Source organism: Microbacterium sp. P5_E9, from assembly GCF_054049175.1.
The window spans coordinates 1-21,599 of record NZ_JBFUMV010000010.1; the positions used below are offsets into that span (position 1 = coordinate 1).

Sequence of the window (21,599 nt, forward strand, 5' to 3'; positions counted from 1 at the left end):
CACCACTGCGGTCACCGGTAGAACTCGCCGTAATAGGTGTCGAGGCGATCTCGGTAGGCGGGGTCGTCGTCGGTGACGGAGTCATCCAGCTCCGGAGAGTTCTTGATCTGGTCCTTCGTCAGGTCGACAAAGACCTTCTGTTCCACGTCATCCACTCGCTGGATTGTTCCGGCAGGAAGGACCACCTTCCGCCCGAAGATCCACGGGCCGGTGTCGACGACGATCCGGCTGGTGCCGACCTCGTGGCTTGCCTCATCGATCTTGCCGATGGAGCCGTCGCTGGCGTGCACGTGGTAGCCCACCAGGTTGCTGGACCCGGGTGTGCGGTCCGCCGACTCCCGGTAGTTCCATGCGTCCCATGATGTAGACATCTCTGCTCCTTGTCCTCATTCTGTGGCGAGGGTGGATGCGCGACCGGGTTGGCCGCTGCCAGGTTCACGCTATGCGCGGTTGCCGAAGCCGGGGACCCCCTGGCGGAACCGCGCGAAATGGCGTAAAACGCGACATGCTCCCAGCCGGCAGAATCGTCCGCAGGGCGGTCGGCCCGATGTGTCTGGGTCCTTGACACCGGAGCGATCATGGGCATCGACGGACCCTGAGCGCGATCAGACGCGAGCAGACGGACCGCGCGTCTGTCAACCCATCTGGCCCTCGCAATTCAGCGAGGTAGCGTCCTCGTATCGAGCCACCGATCGTTGCCGCAGGGAAGGACGGGCGTCATGCAGCCGTTGCAAGAAGCACCGACGACTGCCCTCCTAGGCGGCCGCTATCAGCTGGGCGAGCGCATCGGCGAGGGCGGCATGGCGCACGTCTATCGAGCCGAAGACCTGTGGCTCGGACGGACCGTCGCCGTGAAGCTCATCCGGGGCGATGCCGACGCGGTCGACTCCCCGGTTCGGGCGCGCACCGAGATGACGGTGCTGGCCTCGCTCGATCACCCCGCTCTCGTGAAGCTTCTCGACGGCAGCGTCGACCCAGGACAGCCGCAATACCTCGTCATGGAATTCGTCGACGGCACGAACCTTGCCGAGCGCATCAACGACGGCCCGCTGGCGCCAGACCTCGTCGCCCATCTCACCGTCCAACTGGCTTCTGCACTCCACTCCGTCCATGGGGCAGGCATCGTGCACCGCGATCTGAAGCCTTCCAATGTTCTGGTGGAGTCGAGTACGGCGCCGGGAGAGCAGCCGCACGTGAAACTCGCCGATTTCGGCGTGGCCTACTTGATGGACAGCACCCGCGTGACGACACCCGGAACGGTCATCGGAACAGCGGCCTATCTGGCGCCGGAACAGGTCCGCGGCGAGGCGATCGCGCCGCCGGCGGACATCTACGCCCTCGGACTGGTGCTGCTCGAGGCTCTGACCGGCCAGCGAGCCTTTCCCAACGCTTCGGGTATGGGTGCCGTCATGGCGCGACTCATCGATTCGCCCCACGTGCCGGAGTGGGTGGGCCCCGTGTGGGCTCAGCTGCTCAGTCGGATGACGGCCACCGACCCGGCGCTGCGTCCCACCGCGCTCGAGGTCGCTCAGGCAGCCGCTGGGCTCCCGACTCACATCCGTCCGGGCTCTGTGCCGACGGAACCGGCGGCGACCCAGCCATCCTTCCTCCTTCCCGCCGAGGCCCTCCCCGCCGAACCCGCTCCGCCGACTCGGCGGGTGGCCGCCCCAGCCGGGCGAGCGGTTTCCGCTCTGCGAACGGGAAGGCGTCGCGGCGTCCGCACCGGAGCAGTTGCGCTCACGGCTTCGCTGGCGACAGCAGTTGTCTTGGGGATCACCGCTTCGGCGTGGCCCACTGCGGTCGATGCCGCGACGGAGCCCACAGTCAGTCGCGTCATCGTCGAACCGCTCAGCATGGACATCGACAGCGGGAACGCAGCTGTCGAACCTGTCGCGGACACCGGACCGTCGGGCGCCGACGTTGCGCCCGCCCTGTCGACACCTGCCTCCGATGTGAAGACGAAGGGCGCCGACGAGGCCCGCAAGGCCGCGGAGAGCGCACAGCGCGAAGCCGAACGGGCGCAACGCGATGCCGAGAAGCAGCAGCGCCAGAACGAGCGAGAATCGGCCAAGACGTCCCACGGCGGCTGACCATGGCGTCGCGCACCCGAATCGGATCGATGTGCGGACGAGGGCGAGGCCCGCTCAGGTCGCGGCCAGCCGCTTCGCTTCGGCGATGCGCTGCACAGAGCGGACAGTGACCGGTTCGAGGCCGATGATCAGATGGTCGACACCCATGGCTTCGTAGTCCCTGAATGCCTGGGCTATGTCCGTGATCGTCCCGGAGATCGCCTTCGCCTCCGGCTCCATGACGGCGGGTTGGTCCCGATCGGCGACGGTGATCCCGACCGTGACCGAGACCGCATCGATCGGCCGGCCGGCGACCGACACCGCCGCTCGCAGCTTTCCGATGTTCTGCTGGACAGTCTCGTTGGCCAGGCCGTACCAGGCCGTGTTCCACTGGTCGGCGAACCTGGCCGTCAGATCCAGCATGCGCGGCCCGAACGCGGCTACGAGAATCGGGATGGGTCGGACCGGCGCTGGCACGAGCACCGCACCGTCGACGGTGAAATAGGTCCCGTCCATTGTCACCGTCTCCCCGCGGACCAACCGGGCGACGATCTCCAGCCACTCCTCGAACCGCCCGACCCTATGGTCGGTGGGCAGGCCGAACGCTTGGTACTCAGGGTCGTGCCAGCCCGCACCGACGCCGAGGATGAGCCGCCCGTCCGAAACGAGATCGAGCGTCCCCGCCATTTTGGCAGTCAGTCCCGGGTCCCGAAATGACGCGCAGAGCACCATCGTGCCGAGCTCGACCCGCTCCGTCACGGCGGCGACGGCGCTGAGCAGCGTCCACGCCTCGTGCATCCCGTGCGTCGTTCCATCGGGCGCGCGGTAGAAGAAGTGGTCCGCCAGCCAGACCGAGTCCAGCCCAGACAGATCCGCGGCCAACGCGGCATCGCGCACGTCAGCCCAGCTCGGACTCCCGCCGCGAGGCCCGTCGGTGCCACCGGCCGGAAGCATCACCCCGATCTTCATCCGGCGAGAATCTCCTTCAGGTGTGCCACGTGGCCGTTGGGGTCTACACCGTAAAGGGCGTGGCGAACGCGACCCTCCTCGTCGATGACGAAGGTCGAGCGGATCACCCCGATCACCGCCACACCGTCTCGGATCTTTTCACCCCACACCCCATACGCCTCGTGCGCGGCACGCTCGGGATCACTCAACAGGCCATAGGTCAAGTGGTCACGGGCCCGGAACTCACGCAGCTTCTCCGGAAGGTCGCGCGACACTCCGAACACCTGATAGCCCGCCGCCTGCAGTGGGCCAAGGCTGTCCCGGAAGTCGCACGCCTCAGTGGTGCATCCGGGCGTCATCGCTTCCGGATAGAAGAAGAGGACGACGGGAGTGCCGCGCAGGCCGGTCAGCGTGACCGGCCGCTCGTCCTGATCGACGAGCGTGAAGTCAGGTGCCTCGACACCGGTTTCAAGACGAGTCATGCCCCCAGAGTAGGACTGATCCCGCCCGAAACTCAGGGAGTGCGACGCGAGGCCGATGTGCGTACCGTGGCTCTCACAGGCACCCGAGCGAGACGGCGACACCATGCGAGGACCGAAGGCGCACACGGGCTTGCTGGGTTTCGTGGGCGTCGCCGCAGTACTCGGCAGCATGATCCTGTCCATCCCCGCGGGGGCGGCCGTCTCCGTGAAGCAGGGCTTCGAGCTCGAGGGAGTCAGCGAGCCCACAGCGACGGGGGCCCCGGATGGCCCCGCCGAGTCACCGAGCCCCACTCCCACCGAGACGGAGGAGGCAGCACCCAGCCCGACGAGTTCAGCGACGCCCGGCCCCACCCCCGGCGAGTCGGCGACGCCTACTCCCTCACCGACCCCCACACCTTCGACCACACCCGCGCCGACCTCCACAGTCGCCCCGGTGCCCGCTGTGCCCCCCGCGATCACCACCTCCACGATCGCCCTTCCGACGCTGCTCATAGCTGTCGGAGTGCTCCTCGCGGCTGGGCTGTTCGTCTGGTCGCTGATGCGCAGGCGCCCGGCGCCCGCGCCGCCCGAACGCCGGGCAGTGGTGACCACAGAGGCTGTCAGCGTCCCGGTTGTGCTGGATTCGATGGCGGCACTGGGGACAGCCATGATCGACAGCGGGTACCCGGTGGGCCTGGTCCGCGACGCGCTGGAAGACATGGCGGCGGCGAGCGGCCGGCCCTCAGTCCAGGCGATCGTCTACCCGACATCGATCCTCGTGTCCTCCGCCGACGATGCCGTGGCGCAGACCCGCGCGGTGTCAGCCGGCGACTCGCCGTATCTCCTTCACCAAGTCGACATGGTCGACCGGATCGTCGGCGTCGCCCGCAGCCGCCCGGGTGCCGCGGCGTGGGTGAGGCGACAGATCGATCGCGTAGCCGTCCTTCCCCCGCCATACTCTCGCCTGCAGCGGATCGGCGCCTACGGTCTCCTTTCGGCGGCGCTCAGTGTGCTGCTCGAATCCTCTTGGCTGGGAGTTCTGCTCGCCGGGCTGCTGGGACTCGCGGTCGGAACGGTGCTGCTCCTCAGCGAGCGGCTTGCGTCGAGTTCCCAAGCGCTCATCGTCGTCGCTGTCTCGCTGAGCGTCGCGCTGATCGTGCTCGTCGTCGGGCGAGCCGTCGATCCGGGCGTTCTTCCCGCGATGGTCGCACCGCTGGTCATTCTCCTTCCCGGAGGACTGCTGACCATCGGAGTCATCGAGCTCGCAACCGGCCAGATCATGTCGGGAGCGGCACGTGTAGCGGCCGGTGCGATGCGCCTGCTCCTTCTCGCAACCGGCATCGTCGCAGCATCCGCCCTCGTCGGCATTCCCGCGCACGAGCCCGCAGGCGAGAACCCCCTCGGCCCCGTTGCCCCGTGGATCGCGGTGGCCGTTTTCGGCCTCGGCATCACCGTCTATCAGTGCGCGCGACGCCGATCGATCGGATGGATCCTGGTCGTGCTCTACGTGGCTTACGGCGCGCAGGTGCTCGGCGACGTCCTCTTCGACGGAGTGCTGTCTGCACTGGTAGGCGCCGCGGTGATGACGCCGGTCGCCGTGGTCATCGCCCGGCAGCGCACCGGCCCGCCCGCGCTGGTCAGCTTCCTGCCCGCCTTCTGGCTCCTGGTGCCAGGAGCACTCGGGCTCATCGGCGTCGCAAGCGTGCTGTACGGCGATCTGGGGGGCGCCAGCACGATCATCACCACGGTCGCCACGATGATGGGCATCGCACTGGGTGTGCTGCTCGGGCTCGCCATGTCCGGATCGCTGCAGGGATTCGCGAACTCCGAGTTCAACGACGTCGACGGGTTCGACGACCGCGCCGAGACCCCTGAGTCGCTCGCGCCCTCAGAGGTTCGGCGGCCGAGCTCCGGGCTGGGACTCGAGTCGTGAAACGAGCGCTACGCGAGGGCTTTCGACTTGAGGACATCGAACTCGGCCTGCGTGATGGCACCCGAGTCCAGCAGGGACTTGGCGGAGGCGATCTGTTCGGTCGCTGACGTCGAAGAGGAGGACTTGGCGACGGACTGGATGTATTCAGCCTGCCGCTCGTGCATCGCCTTCATCTGCTCCAGTTGGCGCTCCTGCATTCCGCTGCCACGCGCGATCAGGTAGACCAGGAGACCGAGCCAGGGGATGAGGATGACGAAGATGATCCAGAGCGTCTTCCCGCCGCCGCGCAGGTCGCTGCTGCGGAAGATGTCGCCGATGACCCAGAACAGGCACATGAACCAGGCGAAGAACAGGAAGAACTCGAGGAGGGCGAGCAGGAACGACCCGTTGTCGTTGAACATATTGGTTTCCTTCGGGAGGAGCTTGCAGGGTGGTCCTCGGAGGCTATCAGCGTGACGAAGAGATCTGGCGGCGCTCTGCTGCGTCACACGGCGGACAGCACGCCGACGGCGGCGAGCACCACCCACGCCAGGTAGGCGAGGAGGCAGAACCTGTCCGGCCATCCGATTCGGATCTCGGGCGAGCCGCCCTGCCCGCGGGCGGGCGCAGCGGCGGTGAGGAACCACACCAGACCGGCTATCGGAACAACGGATGCGATCGCCAGCGTCCAGCCGAGCGCAGGCGCCACCCCGACTCCCGCCAACAGCGCGGCAGGCGGAAAGCCGGCGAGGCACACGCCTCCCAGCACCGTGTGCGCTCTGCCCACGGGCGTGGATTGAGCCCGCGGAGTCATGATCGGATCTGAGTCGATGAACGCGGCACCGAGCGCGCCCAGCGCGACGGCGGCAAGGCCGATGGTCCAGGCGCCGCCGAACGGCCATAGGGCGACGCACGTCGCGGCGGGGCTGATGGCCATCGTGACGAAGGCCAGGCGCATGACCCACCCGTATCGCCCGAGGGAGTACTCGCTGATCATCCGCCAGGACGGGTCGTACTCGGGCTCGAGGACGTGCAGGATGGCGATCAGCCCAGCGGTGATCCCGCCGGCGACGAGCGCAGTGACGGCGGCGATGGCAGCGACGCTCACCCTCGGACAGCCATCGTTCCAGCGACCACCGGCATCCTCCTGCGCGGCACTATATCCCGCCGGCAGTTCGCGGGCTGAGCCGCAGGTCGTCCGGCCTAAAAGGACGGAGAGATCGGGTGGCGCGCATGCGCGCCACCCGATCTCTGATCAGCGAACCGACTTGACCTTGAAGATGATCAGCGCCGCACCGACGAGGGCGAGTGCGCCACCCACCAGGTAGAGGAGCGTGTAGTTCTTGACGCCCTCGGCAGCGCCGATCGTGATGATCGCCGCCGCCAGGATCGGGGCGAACGCGCTCGGGATCTTCTGCGCGAATTGAACGACAGCCATGTAGCGGCCGGCCTCGGCGCGGTCCGGCAGGATGGCCATCACGATCGCCTGGTCGACCGCACCGAAGGCGGCCAGCGCGAGGTTCATGAGCACAGCGCCCACGATGAGGCTGGGCATCGTGTATGCGGTCGCCTCGACGATCGCGCCGACGGCGAACAGGCCGGCGCCGATCCCGACGAACAGCCTGCGGCGACCGAGCTTGTCTGACAGCCAGCCTCCGCCGATCGCTCCTACGACGGCCGCGACGATGCCGAGCAGTCCGATGATCGCGACGATCCCGGCGATCTCGGCGATGGGCAGGCCGAGTCGCTGCGAGTAGAAGAACGTGCCGAACGCGGTGTTGAAGTACAGCCCGACGAAGAAGATGAACCGGCCCAGCCAGTTCCAGCCGAATTCGGGGTACTTCCGCGGGTTGAACACGAAGGCGCCGAAGACCTTCTTCAGCGAGATCTTGTCGCTGGGCAGGTCCATGTGGCGGGAATCGGCATCCTTCCCGAAGAACACGAAGAACAGCGCCAGGATCGTGCCGACGATGCCGGGCAGCACGAAGACGAGGAACTGGCTGACATTGACGACTGCGTAGACGACGCCGATGCCCATGATGGCGGCGACCTGCGCGGCGACACCGGTCAGGGCCGACACCTTGCCGCGCTGTGCGTCCGGCAGCTGGTCGGCCTGGATGAACAGCACCGTTGCGGCCGCATTCGCCCAGCCGAGCATGCCGATCGTCCAGCCGAGGATCATGACGGGAACGTTCGGGGAGACGCCTATGATGGCGAGCCCGATCATGCCGATCACGATGCCGCCGATGATGAAGGGCTTGCGTCGCCCGAGGCGACTGCGGGTGCGGTCGCTCCAGATGCCGATCAGCGGCGACGAGAGGATGAAGACCGTCTGGGCGATGCCGGTCGCGTATCCGAGGATCTCCTCGTGGCCGGGCGCGAGCTGCTGGATGCGCAGCGCGAGCGAGTACGTCAGCGGAACGATGAAGGCCATCGCGGCGCCGAAGTTCAGCAGGACGAGCCACAGGATGAAGCGCTTGGTCACGGGCTCGGTGGGACCGTTTTCGGCGCGGACGGTCGTGGTCAGCGGACCGGCAGCCGGGCCGGCCGTCATCGGCCGGCCGGTTGCGGCCGCGATGGTGATGCGCTCTGCCTCGTCGGCGGTGAGGTCATCGTCGGTGTTCATGGTGGACTCCTTTGTCAATTGTGGATGTCGGTGGCGGGCTGGTGGGTCGGGGTATCAGTCGGTGGTGCCGGGCTTGCGGCCGTTCAGGCCGCGCCACCGGTCGCGGAGGGCGTGCGCCGCGGTCTTGGGTTTGCGGTCGCGGGTGAAGACGCCCTTCTTGTTGCCTTCCACTCGGTGGATGCCGTTGGAGGTGGCGAAGTCGGCGAAGTTCCACACCTGCTCGCCGACGAACTGCGGGAAGCGGTCGAACACGCGGTGGTTCATGGCGAGGTAGTCGCGCTGATACTCCTCGGTCCATGCCGCGTCCCAGATGGAGTGGACGCCGGGCTGCGTGTCGGCGCCGTACTCGGTCATCATGATGGGCTTGCCGGTGCGGTCGATCCATCCTTGGATGTCGCCCTGCAGGTACATCTCTGCGACCTTCAGATCTCCCGTGGCGATGTACCAGCCGTAGTAGCGGTTCATGCTGACCACGTCGAAGAGGTCGATGATCTTGTCGTTCTGGAACGTCGCGAACATCACCAGCGCGTAGGTGACCGGACGTGTCGGGTCCAACTCGCGGGTCAGCTCGACGAGGGGCTCGAAGTACTCGCGTGCGCCGTCCTCGTTCGAGGCCGGCTCATTGGCGATGCACCACATGACCACGCTCGGGTGGTTCTTGTCGCGGGCGATGAGTTCGCGCAGGTGCTGCGCGTGGGCCGCGTGCGTGTTCGCGTTGGCGTACTGCTCGGAGAAGGTCGGGAACGGGGGCGTCCCCGACATCCCTCCGACGACGCCCATGTTGAGTCCGACGGCGGCGGTCTCGTCGATGACGACGATGCCGTGGCGGTCGGCGAATTCGAGGACCTCCTCGGCGTAGGGGTAGTGAGACGTGCGGAAGGAGTTCGCACCGACCCAGTCCATGAGCTGGAAGTCGTGGACCATGAACGCGTCGTCGTGTCCCTTGCCGCGGACCGGGGCATCTTCGTGTTTGCCGAACCCGGTGAAGTAGAACGGCTCACCATTGATGAGGAACTCGTGCCCGCGCACCTCGACGGTGCGGACACCGACCGGGAGCGAGTAGCTGTCGACGACCTGGTCCTCCGTGACTGCTTCGATCGTCAGTTCGTAGAGATAGGCGGCGCCTGGACGCCAGAGCACGACGTCCGACACGGTCAGGGTGCTGGACGCTCCGGTCGCCTGCGCGATGACGCGGCCGGACGCATCGGCAAGCCGCACCCGCACGTCAGCGACATCCGAGGTCGCGACCCGGTACTCGACCGATCCGACCGCGCCGTCGAAGTCCGTGACGACGGTCACGTCGGTGACATGGATGCGCGGCGTGCTGTAGAGCCACACGGATCGGGCGAGGCCGGCGTAGTTGTAGAAGTCGTGGAAGTAGGTCTGCCGGCGGCGGCCGTCCATGCCGACTTCGATCTTGCCCGGCGGGACGGTTTCGTTCGTGAGGTCCGGGCTCACCGCGACGGTCAGCCGGAACGATCCGCCCGCCGCGACCAGATCGGTCAGGTCCACATCGAAAGGCGTGTAGCCGCCGACATGCTCCCCGGCCAGCTGGTTGTCGACATAGACACGCGCCGCGTGGGTTGCCGCGTCGAAGCGCAGCAGGATTCGCTCCTCCTGCCACCCTCGCGGGATGCGGACCTCACGCTGGTAGTAGACCCAGCCGACGTGATCCCGAATCTCCGGGTCGGCGAACAGGTCGTTGTAGCTGGCCGGGACGGCGGCTTCGAGCGGCGTGTCCAGTGGTGCGAGCCATGGCTGTTCGGGGAGCCGGGTGTCGATCGCGAACCGCCACACGCCGTCGAGGTTGACCAGTTCGCGGGTGGGTGTCTGCTTGGGCTTGAGCATGAGGTGTCCTTCGGTGGCGTGTGCCGGGTTCAGATGGTCTGGCCGGCGTCGGCCAGGAGGGTGCTGCCGGTCATGATCATCGACATGTCGCTCGCGCAGAACAGGACCACCCGGGCGATGTCGTCCGGGGTTCCGAGGCGACCGATCAGGCTCTGACTCATGACGGGCATCATGGTGGGATCGACTCCCGCTGCCTGCATCGCCGCAGCAGCGGCGGCGAGGTTCCCTTCGGTCGGGACGAAGGTCGGGGCGACACCCAGCACCCGGATGCCGAGAGGGGCGAACTCGAGGGCCATCTGCTTCGTCATGCCGCGGACGGCATGCTTCGAGCCGACGTATGCCGAGAGCCCGGGGGCGGTGCCCTCGAAGCCGGCGGTAGAGACGATGTTGACGATGACCCCGGATCCGGTTGAGGCCATGCGACGGGCGGCTTCGCGAGAGCCGTTGAAGACGCCGCGGGCATTGACTGCGAAGACCTGCTCCCAGGCGTCGTCTTCGGTGTCGAGCACCGGGATGCTCGGGAACACGCCGGCGTTGTTCACCCAGACATCGAGGCCACCGAGTGCCGCGATGGCCTCGGCGGTCGCGACGCGGACGGACTCGGCATCCGTGACGTCCATGCGCACGCCGACGACGTCACCGCCGAATCGACCGGCGATGTCGGATGCCGCGTCCCGGGCCAGTGCTTCGTCGATGTCTGCCACCGCGACGGCGGCGCCCGCCTCGGCGAGGCGCACGGCAATCGCCTTGCCGAGCCCGCGTCCACCGCCGGTGACGAGGGCGCGGCGACCGGCGAGCGACAGCAGGCTGTCGACGGGTGATGCGGAGACGTCCGCGAAGGGGAAGCTCACGCGGGCACCCCCACGGGGAGCGCGTTGCGCTGGGCGACCTGGCCGAGCCAGGCGAGGCTGGGCTTGGGGGTGCGAGCGAAAGTGTCGCGGTCGATGGCGATCAGGCCGAAGGTCGGCTCCCAGTGGCCCCACTCGAAGTTGTCCAGCAGCGACCAGTGGAGGTAGCCGCGCACGTCGATGCCGTCGGCGATCGTTCCGAGCAGACCCTGCAGGGCCTCGTCGGTGTAGCGGATCCGCTGGGTGTCGTCGGCGGTGGCGATGCCGTTCTCGGTGATGAGGATGGGAACGCCCTGCGTCACCTCGGTCGCGTGGCGGACGGCCATGGCGAGCGAATCAGGCCGGTACGTGGTGCCGACGAGGGTGTTGTCGGGCAGCTGCGGGTGCGGGACGAGCCCGTTCGCGTCGACCTGCTGGCTCGAGTACGCCTGCACGCCGGCCCAGTCGTCGCCGCGGCTGCCTTCCCAGAAGATGTCCTCTTTGCCGTAGCGGATCTCGAGGAGCTTCTCCTCGCCGCCGGGCGCCGCGGTCAGCGCGCCGGCTGCGATGGTCCAGCCCACCTTCGCGGTGGTGTGCTCCCGGACGATGGCGCGGGCGGCGTGGTGGATCTCGACGAATGCGCGGCTGATCGCCGGGTCGGCGTAGGCGAGGAAATTGTTGCGCGCCGCCTGCTCTCGCTCTTCGTCGCTGGCGTACTCGCCCTCGACGGTGGGGCTCACCCACTGCCCGCCGGCCTGCTCCATGCGCTTCATGGCGGTCATGATCGCGGCCTGCATGTTGGGCTCGTTCATCGTCGCGACCCACTCGACGCCGTCGAGGATCGTGCACGCCTGCTCCACGTACCGCGAGAACAGGTCCTTCGCCTCCGGGCCTGACCATCCGCCCGCTTCGGCGAACCACTGCGGCGTGGTGAAGTGCTGCAGGGTGACGACGGGGGTGATGCCGCGATCCAGGCAGGCGTCGATGACGCGGCGGTAGTGGGCGAGTTCGGCCTTGGAGAACCGTCCGCGGATCGGCTCGATGCGCGACCACTCCAGGCTGAAGCGGTACGCGGTCAGGCCGGCGTCGGCCAGCAGCTGGATGTCTTCGGCGTAGCGGTGGTAGCTGTCGCAGGCGTCGCCGGAGAGCTCCATGCCCGGCATCAGCTGCTCGCGTGCCCACCAGTCGCTGTTGACGTTGTTGCCTTCGATCTGGTGCCCGGCCGTAGCCGCGCCCCACAGGAAGTGCTCGGGGAAAGTGGTCATCTTCGTCCTCTCGGTCGATCAGTTCTTTGGTCAGTTCGTCAGTGCTTGTGCGAGCGACGGATGCCGCAGACTCCGGTGCCCGCGGTACGTGCCGGGCCCCGCCTGGGCGACGGTGCCGTCGGGGAACACGATGCGGGCGGATGTCGCTGCCGGAATGTCCGCGGAGATGTGGAGCTCGTCGTCCTCGATGCGCCATTCGACGCGGATGGTCCCCTGCGGGGTCTCGTGCGAGCCTCTTGCCCAGGTCAGTGATGGCCCGGGGACCGGCTCGATCACGACGGATTCCCAGGCGATTGAGCCTGGCTCCTGACGCAGGCCAAGCGTGTGGGTGTGCAGGAAGCGGATCACCGCACCCTTGCTGTAATGGTTGAGGGACTCGTGCGCGGCGCCGACCTCGTCGACGCCGTCCCAGTCCTCCCAGATCGTCGTCGCACCCCGGTCGATCATGTTCAGCCATGACGGCGCGGTGCGCTGGAAGAGCAGCTGGTACGCGACATCCGCGTGTCCGGTGTCGGAGAGCACGGGCAGCAGGTCGCCGGTGGAGAGGAAGCCGGTGCGCAGGTGCGTGTCGACGGAGCGGATGAGCTCGACGAGGCGGGTGGCCGCGGCATCCCGCAGCTCGTCAGGCACCAATCCGAACGACAGCGCGCGCACATAACTCGCCTGGGTGTCGGCGACGGTCGTGCCGTCGGCGTGCAGGTACGCGGCCTGCCAGGCGGAGCGGATCTGCTCGGCGGTGCGTGCGTAGCGTGCCGCCTCGACGTGGTGTCCGAGCACGGATGCGACCCGCGAGAGTGTCGCCGTGGAGCGGTAAAGGTATGCGGTGCCGACTTCGCCCTTGTCCGCCATGAACCACGCCATCGGGTTCGTCTTGATCGGGTCGATCGGGGTGCCATCGGCGGCGCGTTCCTTCGGCTCGGTCCACTCACCCCAGTGGAAGGTGCCGTCCCACAGGTACTCCTCGAACCATTCGGGCTCCGGGCTCTGCTGGCGGCGTGCGTGGTGGCGCTCGGTGCGCGCCTTGTCGAGCGCCCATTCGACCCAGCGGACCATCGCGTCCCAGTTCTCCGCGAGAACCTGCTCGTCGCCATAAGACTCGTAGAGCTCCCACGGCACGGCCACGATCGCGTCGCCCCAGCCGGCCGAGCCGGTCATCATCGCGAACTGGTCGTCGAGGTGGTGCTTGATGCGGCGGCCGTCCGGGGAGAAGTTCGCGATCCGGCCGTCCTCGAGCTGGTCGTCGCGCACCGACCGCAGCCACTTCCGGCTGAACCCGAGTACGTCGTACAGTCGCGTCGCTGTCGGCGCGAAGATCTGGTAGTCGCCGGTCCACGCGAGACGCTCCCGGGTCGGGCAGTCCGTCGGCACATCCACGGCGTTCCCGCGGAAGCTCCAGTCGGCGATCGAGTGCAGTCGGTTGAGGTCGTCGTCGCTGCAGCTGAAAGTTCCGGTGCGATGCAGATCGGTGTGCACGACCTGCATCGTGACGCTGGCGGGCTTCAGCGGTGCGCCGTGGCGGGTGATCCGCACGTACTGGAATCCGTGGACGGTGTGGCGGGGCTCGAAGACCTCGTCACCCGATCCGGCGACGACCTCATCGCGCTGGACGAAGACCACCGGCGGTTCGCCGGGGCGCTCGGAGTCGAGGTGGTCGGTGGACAGGTCTCCGTCGAGGCCGAGGTGCTCGCCGTAGTCGATGGTGGTGATCGTCCCCGCGGGGCCGAGGTCGGTCAGGCGGATCCAGCCCGACGCGTTCTGCCCGAAGTCGACGATCCACACGCCCGGCTCGATCGCGCGGAGCGACTGCGGTGCCCGAGACTCCACGATTCGCACAGGAGGTGCCGGCGACCACTCGATGTCCGGAGCATCGACCACGCCCACGAGCACGGGGACAGGGCTGCCCTCCCCCACGGTGAAGTCGACGGTCTGTCCGTCCATCAGGTCGGCGCGTGCACTGGTCGACCGCCTGCTCGTCCAGGTCTCGTCGCTGCGGATGATCCGGCGCGTTCCGTCGGTGTGCTCGATGTGCAGCTCCGCCCGTGCACCGAGCACGGTCCCCCACCCAGCGGGCATCCGAAACGCGCCGACCTGTCCGCGATACCAGCCGTCCGAGAGCTCGAGCTCGAGCCGGTTCGAACCGGCCCGCAGCGCCTCGGTGACATCCGACGCCTGCGCGTAGAGAGTCCGATCGTAGGAGGTCGACCCGGGCGACAGCTCCGCCGTCCCCACACGCTCGCCGTTCACGGTCGCCGTATAGACGCCGAGCGCTGTCGAGTACAGCCGCGCCGATCGCACTGGCGCGATCAGCTCGAACCCGGTGGCGAGCAGGTGCGCGGGTCGCTGACCGTATCCGGGGTCGGCTGACTCGACGGGTGAGATCCAGGATGCCGTCCAGTCCTCGTTGCGCAGACCCACCTCGAACTCGGCCCAGTCGGACCACTCCGACGTCGCCGCGTCGGCAACCGTCCGCACGCGCCACTGAATGCGCTGCCCGCTCTTGAGCGCACCCCACGGCCATGCGACGAACCGGTGGCTGGTTGACAGCTGCGTCGCCGGCACCGGCGAAGATCCGTCGATGCGCGCCTCGAGCTCGTTCAGCGACTCGGCCGGGGCTGCGGGCGAAACCTTGAAGGAAAGGCGGGGCGCCCCACCCGTGACGATGAACTGGTCGCCGCCGCCATCGGCGGTCAGGGCGAATGGCGCGTGCATCACCGTGACTCCTTCATCGTGAGTGAGTGGCCTCCGCTGCGCAGCGGACCGTCGCCGGCCGCGGCATCCGTGCCACTGTGAACAAAAGTAACCATCATGGTTACCGTTGTTCTACTGTAACCACTCTGGTTACAATTGGCAAGTGCAGACGGCGAGTGCGATACGTTCAGCCGGAGAGCACACGATGCGGAAGGCAGGAGCGAACGTGACCGCCACACCCGTGAGCAATGTGGACACAGCGTCGAAGTCACGCAGAACGCGCGGACCGTCGGCCTCCACGCCCGCTCGCCGCGCGGAGATCGTCCGGGCCGCATCGGCGAGCATCGCCGAGCACGGCTACGAGCGCGCCTCGCTGCGCGATATTGCGGCCCGCGCGAACGTGACCCACGCGGCGCTGCTGCGTCACTTCGCCAGCAAGGATGAACTCCTTCTCGCCGCGCTCGCCCAACGCGATGAAGACGACGAGGAGCTCGCGCGACGCATCATGGGCTCACAGGTTCCCGCCGAGCGGGTGCTCAGCACCGTGCTGCGGGACGAGTTCGCGCACCCCGAGCAGCAGCGCAACTGGCTCGCCATCACGGTGGCCGCGACCAATCCGGACCATCCTGCGCAYGGCTTCTTCATCCAGCGCCGGGAGCGGATGCGGGCGCATCTCTCCAGCGGACGCCTGGCCACCACGCACGACAGCGAGGAGCTGAGCGCCGACGACAAGGTCACCATGGTGATGGCCATGATGGACGGGCTCCGAATCCAGGCGCTCCTCGACCCGGAGCGTCCGACGCTGCCGCTGCTTGAGATGTTCATGCGCCTGATCGCCACACCTGAAGCGAACTGACTGATCCCGACGAGCCTGTCAGCGCTTCTCGATGACGGCCGGCAGGCCGCCGTCGATGCTCATGGTGCCGCGCATCACGAACCGGGGTTCGTAGCCGTCCGGCAGCCGCGGGGCGAATCGCTGAGCGAGGATCGCCAGCAGAAGGTGACTCTCCAGCAGCGAGAAGTTGTTCCCGATGCAGATCCGGGGCCCTGCGGCGAAGGGATGATAGGCGTGCCCGTGGCGCGCGGTCTCGGCATCCCGTGTCCAGCGATCGGGATCGAAACGGTCCGGCTCCGCCCAGAACCCCGGGTGCCGGTGCGTGTAGAAGGGCGAGAGCATGATCGTAGATCCCGCCGGGATGTCGAACCCGGCGATCCGGTCGTCTTCGATGGCGTCTCGGGCATAGAACGGCGCGGCCGGATAGAGCCGCAGCACCTCTTTGACGACGCGCAGGGTGTACGGCAGACCGTGCAGGTCGTCCAGCGTGGGGACGCGGCGGCCGAGCACCTCATCCAGCTCCTCATGGAGGCGATCTGCCACGTCGGGGTTCGACGCGAGCGCGTACCAGGCGGCGGTCATCGTCCGCGCTGTGGTCTCGTGACCGGCGAAGAACATCGTGATCGCCTCATCGCGCACCAGGTGCTCCGCCATCGGCGCACCGGTGTCGGGGTCACGGGCCGCCATCAGGCGCGACAGCAGATCACTCGGCCAATCCGCTTCGTCCATCGCCAAGCGCTCGCTGATGCGGGCTTCGATGGAGCGATGCACCAGACCTCGAGCGTCGACATAGCGGCGGTTTCGTGCGCTCGGAATCCAGGCCGGCACCCGCAGCGGCACCATCTGGGTGTCGGCGAAGGCGACCATCGTCTCGACTGCGCCCTTCATCTCGCTGATCGATTCGGGGGTGTCGGAACTGAACATCGCCTTGAGGATGATCGTCGCCGTGATCAGCATCATCTCCTCGGCAAGGTCGACCTGACCCTCGCCGGCGAGGCCTTCCCACCGCTCCGCGAAGCGGAGTGCGTCCTTGATGACCACGTCCGCGTAGGTGGCGACGCCGCGCGGAGTGAACATCGGCGCCATCAGCTTTCGCTGACGGCGCCACAGGTCCCCCGTGCTGCCGACCAGTCCGTCGCCGATCAGGTATCGGCGGACCGCGTCATAGCTGCCCATCTTCTCGTACCGCTGACGGCCCGAGACGGTCACCTGCTCCACGGCATCGGGGTGCATGACGAACACGAGTCGACGGGGCCCGAGGTGCGCTTCGAACACATCGCCATGCTCGCGCCACATCGTGCCTGCGAAATCGAGGAATCCTTGACTGCGGATGCCGCGCGCAAAGGCGATCGGGCCGACAGCGGGGGCCTGCACCATGGCCGTGCCTCCCCCCGATGCGCGTCAGAGTATCGGAGCGCCGAGCCGGCGGTCTAGAGGTCCGCCCCGCTTCCACGAAGTCCGTTGGGAGAGTCAGGGTGATGTTTGCTGACTGTTTGACATGTTTATCAATCATTTGCAATCATAGATCCATCAGCAAACGACACGCGGAAACTACGAAGCCGCATCGAGGAAGGCTCCCCCGTGGACGCATCGACTGCCGCACTGCGTACCGAACACATGGCCGCCGAGATCCTCTCGCAGCCCGCAACCTGGGCCCGCGCCGTCGAGATGCGCACCGAGCAGGCGCTGCTCCCCGCTGTCGGCGCGCGGATCGCGGTGGTCGGATGCGGCACCTCGTGGTTCATGGCGCAGGCCTATGCAACGCTCCGGGAAGCGGCCGGACTCGGTGAGACCGACGCCTTCACCGCGTCGGAGGCCTTCACCGATCGGCGCTATGACGCCGTCGTCGCGCTGACGCGCTCGGGGACGACGACCGAGGTCATCGAACTGGTCGAACGACTGCGAGGCAGAGTTCGCACCATCGGCGTCGTCGGTGACCCGACCTCGCCGCTGGTGGACCTGGTGGACGACACGATCGCGCTGCCGTTCGCCGACGAGCAGTCCGTGGTGCAGACACGCTTCGCGACGTCTGCCCTCACCCTCTTCCGCGCGTCGCTCGGGCAGAGCCTCGACGCAGCCATCGCCGACGCCGAGCGAGCCATCGGCGAAGAGCTCGACCCGGAGCTCGTCGACGCCGAGCAGTACACGTTTCTGGGCAGCGGATGGACGATCGGCCTGGCGCACGAGGCCGCACTCAAGATGCGCGAGGCGTCCCAGTCCTGGACCGAGTCGTACCCCGCGATGGAGTACCGCCACGGACCGATCAGCATCGCCGCGCCAGGTCGAGTCACGTGGCACTTCGGCGTCCCGCCGGAGGGGCTCATCGACGACATCACCGCGACCGGCGCTCGCGCCGAGATCCGCGACATCGATCCACTCGCCGACCTGATCCGCGCTCAGCGCGTCGCCCTCGCGCGGGCGCGCGCGAAGGGCCTCAACCCCGATGAACCGCGCAACCTGACCCGATCTGTCATCCTCACACCATGACGACCACGGATGCCGCGTCACGACGCCCGCGGACCCTCGATCGCGGTGCTCCAGTGGTCGCGTTCGACGTCGGTGGCACGGACATCAAAGCGGCACTCTTCGACGGGTCCGGGTCCATGCTCGGACTGAACCGCTCACCGACTCCACGAGACGAGACCTCGCCGGCCGAAGTCATCGGAGCCCGACTCGCCGTCATCGCCGGCGAACTCATGGATGCATTTCCCGATGTGCATCCGGTCGCGGCAGGACTCGCAGCACCGGGGATCGTCGACGAGGCGGCCGGCGTCGGCGTCTACTCGAGCAATCTCGGCTGGCGTGACGCGCCGGTGCGTGCCATCGCCCAGAGCGCTCTTCAGCTCCCCGTTGCATTCATCCACGACGTGCGGGCAGCGGGCACGGTCGAGCATCGCCTCGGCGCGGCTCGGCCCTTCAGCGACGCGGTCGTCATCGTGATCGGCACCGGCGTGTCAGCCACGCTGATCATCGACGGGCGGGTCCACCTCGGCGGCGGTTACGCGGGTGAGATCGGACACGCCTGCGTCGATCCCCAGGGCGAACTCTGCCCCTGCGGTGCCCGAGGCTGCCTCGAGACGGTGGCGGCCGGGGGTGCGATCGTCCGTCGCTACACCGCCCGGACCGGACGCACCATCACGGGCACGAGAGAAGTGGTGGCTCGCGCGGCGGCCGGAGACCCGGATGCCGCGGCAGTGTGGGACGCGGCGGTTACCGCCCTCGCCGCTGCCATCGCTCACCTCGTCGCCACTCTCGCTCCACAGGCGGTCGTGCTGGGCGGCGGGTTGGCGGAGGCCGGCGACACGCTCCTCGAACCGGTCAGGCGGCAGGTCGACGCGCTGCTGAGCTTCCACCGGCGCCCGCTGCTGCTTCGCGCGGAGGTCGGCGAGAACGCCGGGCTGCTGGGAGCGGCGCTGCTTGCCCGGGATCTCGCCGCCCAGACATCCGGCATCGCGGTTACTGCGATGCCGTCATGATCGTCACCGTCACGCCGAATCCGGCTCTGGACATGACGTGGACACTGCCGGAACTCACGGTCGGCGAGTCGCACCGGGTGCCGACCGCGTTCGCGCGCGCCGGCGGCAAGGGCGTCAATGTCGCCCGTGTCGCCGCCCAGCAAGGTTTCGACGTCCTCGCGGTCGCACCGGTCGGTGGTGCCGTCGGTGAAGTGTTCGCCCGGGACCTCGCCGGCAGCGCAATCCCCAGCCGGCTCGTCAGCTGCTCGGGCCCGACCCGGCAGACCGCCGCGATCGTCGAGGCCGACGGGACCACGACGATCCTCAATGAGGTCGGCGAACCACTGAGCGACGGCGACTGGGACGAACTGCTCGCGGTCGTTGAGGATGCGCTTGCCGACGCCACGGTGATGGCGGTGTCGGGGAGCCTCCCCCCGGGGGCTCCAGCGGATCTCTACTCGCGGCTCGTCGCATTCGCTCGCGCGAAGGGCATCCCGGCGATCGTCGACACCTCGGGCCCCGCACTGCTCGCCGCCGCCCGTGCCGGAGCCGACATTCTGAAGCCGAACGCCGACGAACTACGCGAGGCCACCGGCGAGAGCGATCCTCTTCGCGGCGCACGCCTCCTGCTCGAACGGGGCGCGGGCACGGTGCTCGTGTCGCTGGGCGCGGACGGCATGTTCGCCGTGTCCAGGGCCGATCCGAGGCATCCGATCGGCGCGCGCCTGCCCTATGCACTGGTCGGGAATCCGACCGGCGCGGGCGACGCCGCTGTGGCCGCGGTCGCCGCCCAGTTGAGCCTCGGCGAGACAGCCCTCGACACCCTCGTGCGCGTGGCAACAGCGTGGTCCGCGGCGGCCGTACTGATGCCGACGGCGGGCGAGATCTCCCCTCGCCACACCGCGCTGCTGGCTGACGTCGTCCTGTTCCAGCCGAAGGAGTCGGAGGCGCGAGGGCATGCAGCCCTCCGCGACCGCTCGGCCGCGGCACTGATCTCGACTTCGGAGACCTGATGCCCCTCGCATCCACACGTGACCTGGTGGCGGCAGCCGCCGCCGACCGCATCGGGCTGGCGGCGTTCAATGTCATCCACATCGAGACCGCGGAGGCGTTCGTCGATGCCGCCGATCGTGCCGGCCTGCCCGTCGTCCTGCAGGTCTCGCAGAACTGCGCCGAATTCCACGGTGGCCTGGAGCCGATCGCCCTCGCGACGCTCGCGATCGCCCGGCGCGCAGCCGCCCCGGTGTCGGTGCATCTGGACCACGCCGATCGCGAGGACATCGCCGATGAGGCGATCGCTCTGGGATTCAGCTCGCTGATGTTCGACGGGGGCGGCCTGGACTATCCCGACAACGTCGCGGTCACCGCCCGGGTGGCCCGGCGCGCACATGCTGCCGGCCTGTTCGTCGAGGGCGAGCTTGGAATGATCGGCGGCAAGGACGGCGCCCACGCTCCCGGAGTGCGGACCGACCCTGATGAGGCGCGCGAGTTCGTGAAGGCGACCGGTGTCGACGCCCTGGCCGTCGCCGTCGGGTCCTCTCATGCGATGCCCGATCGCACGGCACGTCTCGATCTGGAGCTGATCGCACGGCTCCACGGCGCGGTGCCGGTTCCCCTGGTGCTGCACGGCTCATCAGGGGTCGCGGATGCCGACATCACGGCCGCGATCGTCGCAGGCATGACCAAGATCAATGTCTCCACGCATCTCAGCCGGCTGTTCACGCGATCCGTGCGAGAGTATCTGGAGGCCGAGCCGAACACCTCCGATTCTCGGCGCTATGTGCGGGCGGGACGGACTGCTGTCGCGGATGAGGCGGCACGGCTGCTGCGACTGTTCGCGCTGAAGTCGACGGAACCGGTAGGAACAACGCGAGCATGAGCAGGGCAGAACGCCTCAACGCGATCCTCGATCTTCTGGCCGAAACCGGCCAAGTCGAGGTCGATGAGATCGTCTCGCGGCTGGACATCTCACCGGCGACCGCACGCCGCGATCTCGACTCACTCGCCGAACAGCAGCTGCTGACCCGGACGCGCGGTGGGGCGATCCCCCATTCGGTCGCCTACGAGCTCCCCGTTCGGTACCGGAGCGAGAGCGGGTCAGGATCGAAGCAGCGCATCGCGGCTGCAGCGAGCGCCCTCATCGCACCGGGTGCGGTGATCGGTCTGTCCGGCGGCACGACGACGACGGCGATCGCGGCCGCACTGAGCGTGCGTGCCGACCTCATGCAGCCCTCGCCGACCCCCAACCTCACCGTCGTCACCAACGCCGTGAACATCGCGGCCCAGCTCGCGACCCGATCGACCATCAAGCTCGTCCTGACCGGTGGCGTCGTCAACCCTCGCACCTACGAGCTCGTCGGAGACTTCGCCGACCCGGTTCTGCGCTCGGTTAGCCTCGACATCGCGTTCATCGGCGCGAACGGAGTCGATCCCACCGGCGGCCCATCCACCGACGACGAACGGGAGGCAGCCGTGAACCGTCTCATGGCGACCCGGGCCCGGCGGGCGGTGATCGTCGCGGACTCCTCGAAGCTGGCGCACCGCGCGTTCGCATCCATGGGGAATTCGGACTTGTTCCCGACGATCATCACCGATGACGGGATCTCGGTTGCAGATCGCACCGCGCTTTCCGATGCCGGGTACGAAGTCATCGTCGCTCCGTGAC

At 68.1% G+C, this 21,599-nt stretch carries 19 protein-coding genes; 8 read left to right on the forward strand and 11 right to left on the reverse strand.

The genetic code is table 11. The features are described from left to right. Window positions 1-11 precede the first annotated feature (11 nt). A complete protein-coding gene (locus tag ACXJ3V_RS12995; RefSeq protein ID WP_457100734.1) occupies window positions 12-371 on the reverse strand; it encodes a PRC-barrel domain containing protein in 360 nt (119 codons plus the stop codon). 348 nt (window positions 372-719) lie between these two features. On the opposite strand from ACXJ3V_RS12995, the gene ACXJ3V_RS13000 reads away from it, so the two are divergent. Continuing rightward, the gene (locus ACXJ3V_RS13000) at window positions 720-2,090 is read left to right on the forward strand and encodes a protein kinase domain-containing protein (protein WP_457100735.1); all 1,371 of its coding nucleotides are present in this window, start codon (window positions 720-722) and stop codon (window positions 2,088-2,090) included. Window positions 2,091-2,144: 54 nt separating this feature from the next. Here the strand turns inward: ACXJ3V_RS13000 and ACXJ3V_RS13005 are convergent, their stop codons facing one another. Together ACXJ3V_RS13005 and ACXJ3V_RS13010 are read right to left on the reverse strand one after the other, a co-directional pair. After that, window positions 2,145-3,038, reverse strand: a complete 894-nt coding sequence (locus ACXJ3V_RS13005; protein WP_457100736.1) for an LLM class flavin-dependent oxidoreductase — start codon at window positions 3,036-3,038, stop codon at window positions 2,145-2,147. After that, window positions 3,035-3,499, reverse strand: coding sequence for a peroxiredoxin (locus ACXJ3V_RS13010; RefSeq protein ID WP_457100737.1), 465 nt, complete (start codon window positions 3,497-3,499; stop codon window positions 3,035-3,037). Before ACXJ3V_RS13010 ends, ACXJ3V_RS13005 begins: the two co-directional genes overlap by 4 nt. A 103-nt stretch (window positions 3,500-3,602) precedes the next feature. Between ACXJ3V_RS13010 and ACXJ3V_RS13015 the strand changes: the two genes are divergently transcribed. Then, window positions 3,603-5,411: a threonine/serine exporter family protein gene (locus ACXJ3V_RS13015; RefSeq protein WP_457100738.1), complete on the forward strand. Its 1,809-nt coding sequence runs from the start codon at window positions 3,603-3,605 to the stop codon at window positions 5,409-5,411. Window positions 5,412-5,419: 8 nt separating this feature from the next. On the opposite strand, the gene ACXJ3V_RS13020 is transcribed toward ACXJ3V_RS13015, so the two are convergent. From ACXJ3V_RS13020 to ACXJ3V_RS13050, 7 genes are all read right to left on the reverse strand, one after another. Further along, window positions 5,420-5,812, reverse strand: a complete 393-nt coding sequence (locus ACXJ3V_RS13020) for an SHOCT domain-containing protein (RefSeq protein ID WP_457100739.1) — start codon at window positions 5,810-5,812, stop codon at window positions 5,420-5,422. Between the two features lie 83 nt (window positions 5,813-5,895). Beyond that, window positions 5,896-6,498, reverse strand: coding sequence for a DUF998 domain-containing protein (locus tag ACXJ3V_RS13025; protein WP_457100740.1), 603 nt, complete (start codon window positions 6,496-6,498; stop codon window positions 5,896-5,898). Window positions 6,499-6,645: 147 nt separating this feature from the next. Further along, window positions 6,646-8,016, reverse strand: a complete 1,371-nt coding sequence (locus ACXJ3V_RS13030) for an MFS transporter (RefSeq protein WP_457100741.1) — start codon at window positions 8,014-8,016, stop codon at window positions 6,646-6,648. 54 nt (window positions 8,017-8,070) lie between these two features. Then, window positions 8,071-9,864 (reverse strand): beta-glucuronidase, encoded by a 1,794-nt coding sequence (gene uidA, locus ACXJ3V_RS13035; protein WP_457100742.1) that lies wholly within the window; start codon window positions 9,862-9,864, stop codon window positions 8,071-8,073. A gap of 29 nt (window positions 9,865-9,893) precedes the next feature. Further along, window positions 9,894-10,715, reverse strand: a complete 822-nt coding sequence (locus ACXJ3V_RS13040) for an SDR family NAD(P)-dependent oxidoreductase (RefSeq protein WP_457100743.1) — start codon at window positions 10,713-10,715, stop codon at window positions 9,894-9,896. After that, window positions 10,712-11,956 (reverse strand): glycoside hydrolase family 1 protein, encoded by a 1,245-nt coding sequence (locus ACXJ3V_RS13045; protein ID WP_457100744.1) that lies wholly within the window; start codon window positions 11,954-11,956, stop codon window positions 10,712-10,714. The genes ACXJ3V_RS13040 and ACXJ3V_RS13045 overlap by 4 nt, the downstream gene beginning before the upstream one ends. Before the next feature lie 30 nt (window positions 11,957-11,986). After that, complete coding sequence (locus ACXJ3V_RS13050; protein WP_457100854.1) at window positions 11,987-14,665, reverse strand: family 78 glycoside hydrolase catalytic domain; 2,679 nt, start codon at window positions 14,663-14,665, stop codon at window positions 11,987-11,989. A gap of 205 nt (window positions 14,666-14,870) precedes the next feature. Between ACXJ3V_RS13050 and ACXJ3V_RS13055 the strand changes: the two genes are divergently transcribed. Further along, on the forward strand, window positions 14,871-15,500 hold the full coding sequence (locus ACXJ3V_RS13055; protein WP_457100745.1) for a TetR/AcrR family transcriptional regulator: 630 nt from the start codon (window positions 14,871-14,873) through the stop codon (window positions 15,498-15,500). 18 nt (window positions 15,501-15,518) lie between these two features. On the opposite strand, the gene ACXJ3V_RS13060 is transcribed toward ACXJ3V_RS13055, so the two are convergent. Beyond that, a complete protein-coding gene (locus ACXJ3V_RS13060; RefSeq protein ID WP_457100746.1) occupies window positions 15,519-16,856 on the reverse strand; it encodes a cytochrome P450 in 1,338 nt (445 codons plus the stop codon). Between the two features lie 240 nt (window positions 16,857-17,096). Here ACXJ3V_RS13060 and ACXJ3V_RS13065 point away from each other — a divergent pair, with 240 nt between their 5' ends. The 5 genes from ACXJ3V_RS13065 to ACXJ3V_RS13085 are packed head-to-tail and all read left to right on the forward strand — an operon-like array spanning window position 17,097 to window position 21,598. Further along, complete coding sequence (locus ACXJ3V_RS13065) at window positions 17,097-17,966, forward strand: SIS domain-containing protein (protein WP_457100855.1); 870 nt, start codon at window positions 17,097-17,099, stop codon at window positions 17,964-17,966. Further along, complete coding sequence (locus ACXJ3V_RS13070) at window positions 17,963-18,955, forward strand: ROK family protein (RefSeq protein ID WP_457100747.1); 993 nt, start codon at window positions 17,963-17,965, stop codon at window positions 18,953-18,955. The genes ACXJ3V_RS13065 and ACXJ3V_RS13070 overlap by 4 nt, the downstream gene beginning before the upstream one ends. Next, on the forward strand, window positions 18,952-19,947 hold the full coding sequence (locus ACXJ3V_RS13075) for a 1-phosphofructokinase family hexose kinase (protein WP_457100748.1): 996 nt from the start codon (window positions 18,952-18,954) through the stop codon (window positions 19,945-19,947). Before ACXJ3V_RS13070 ends, ACXJ3V_RS13075 begins: the two co-directional genes overlap by 4 nt. Next, the gene (locus ACXJ3V_RS13080; protein WP_457100749.1) at window positions 19,947-20,813 is read left to right on the forward strand and encodes a class II fructose-bisphosphate aldolase; all 867 of its coding nucleotides are present in this window, start codon (window positions 19,947-19,949) and stop codon (window positions 20,811-20,813) included. The genes ACXJ3V_RS13075 and ACXJ3V_RS13080 overlap by 1 nt, the downstream gene beginning before the upstream one ends. Further along, a complete protein-coding gene (locus ACXJ3V_RS13085; RefSeq protein ID WP_457100750.1) occupies window positions 20,810-21,598 on the forward strand; it encodes a DeoR/GlpR family DNA-binding transcription regulator in 789 nt (262 codons plus the stop codon). Before ACXJ3V_RS13080 ends, ACXJ3V_RS13085 begins: the two co-directional genes overlap by 4 nt. Window position 21,599: the final 1 nt, after the last annotated feature.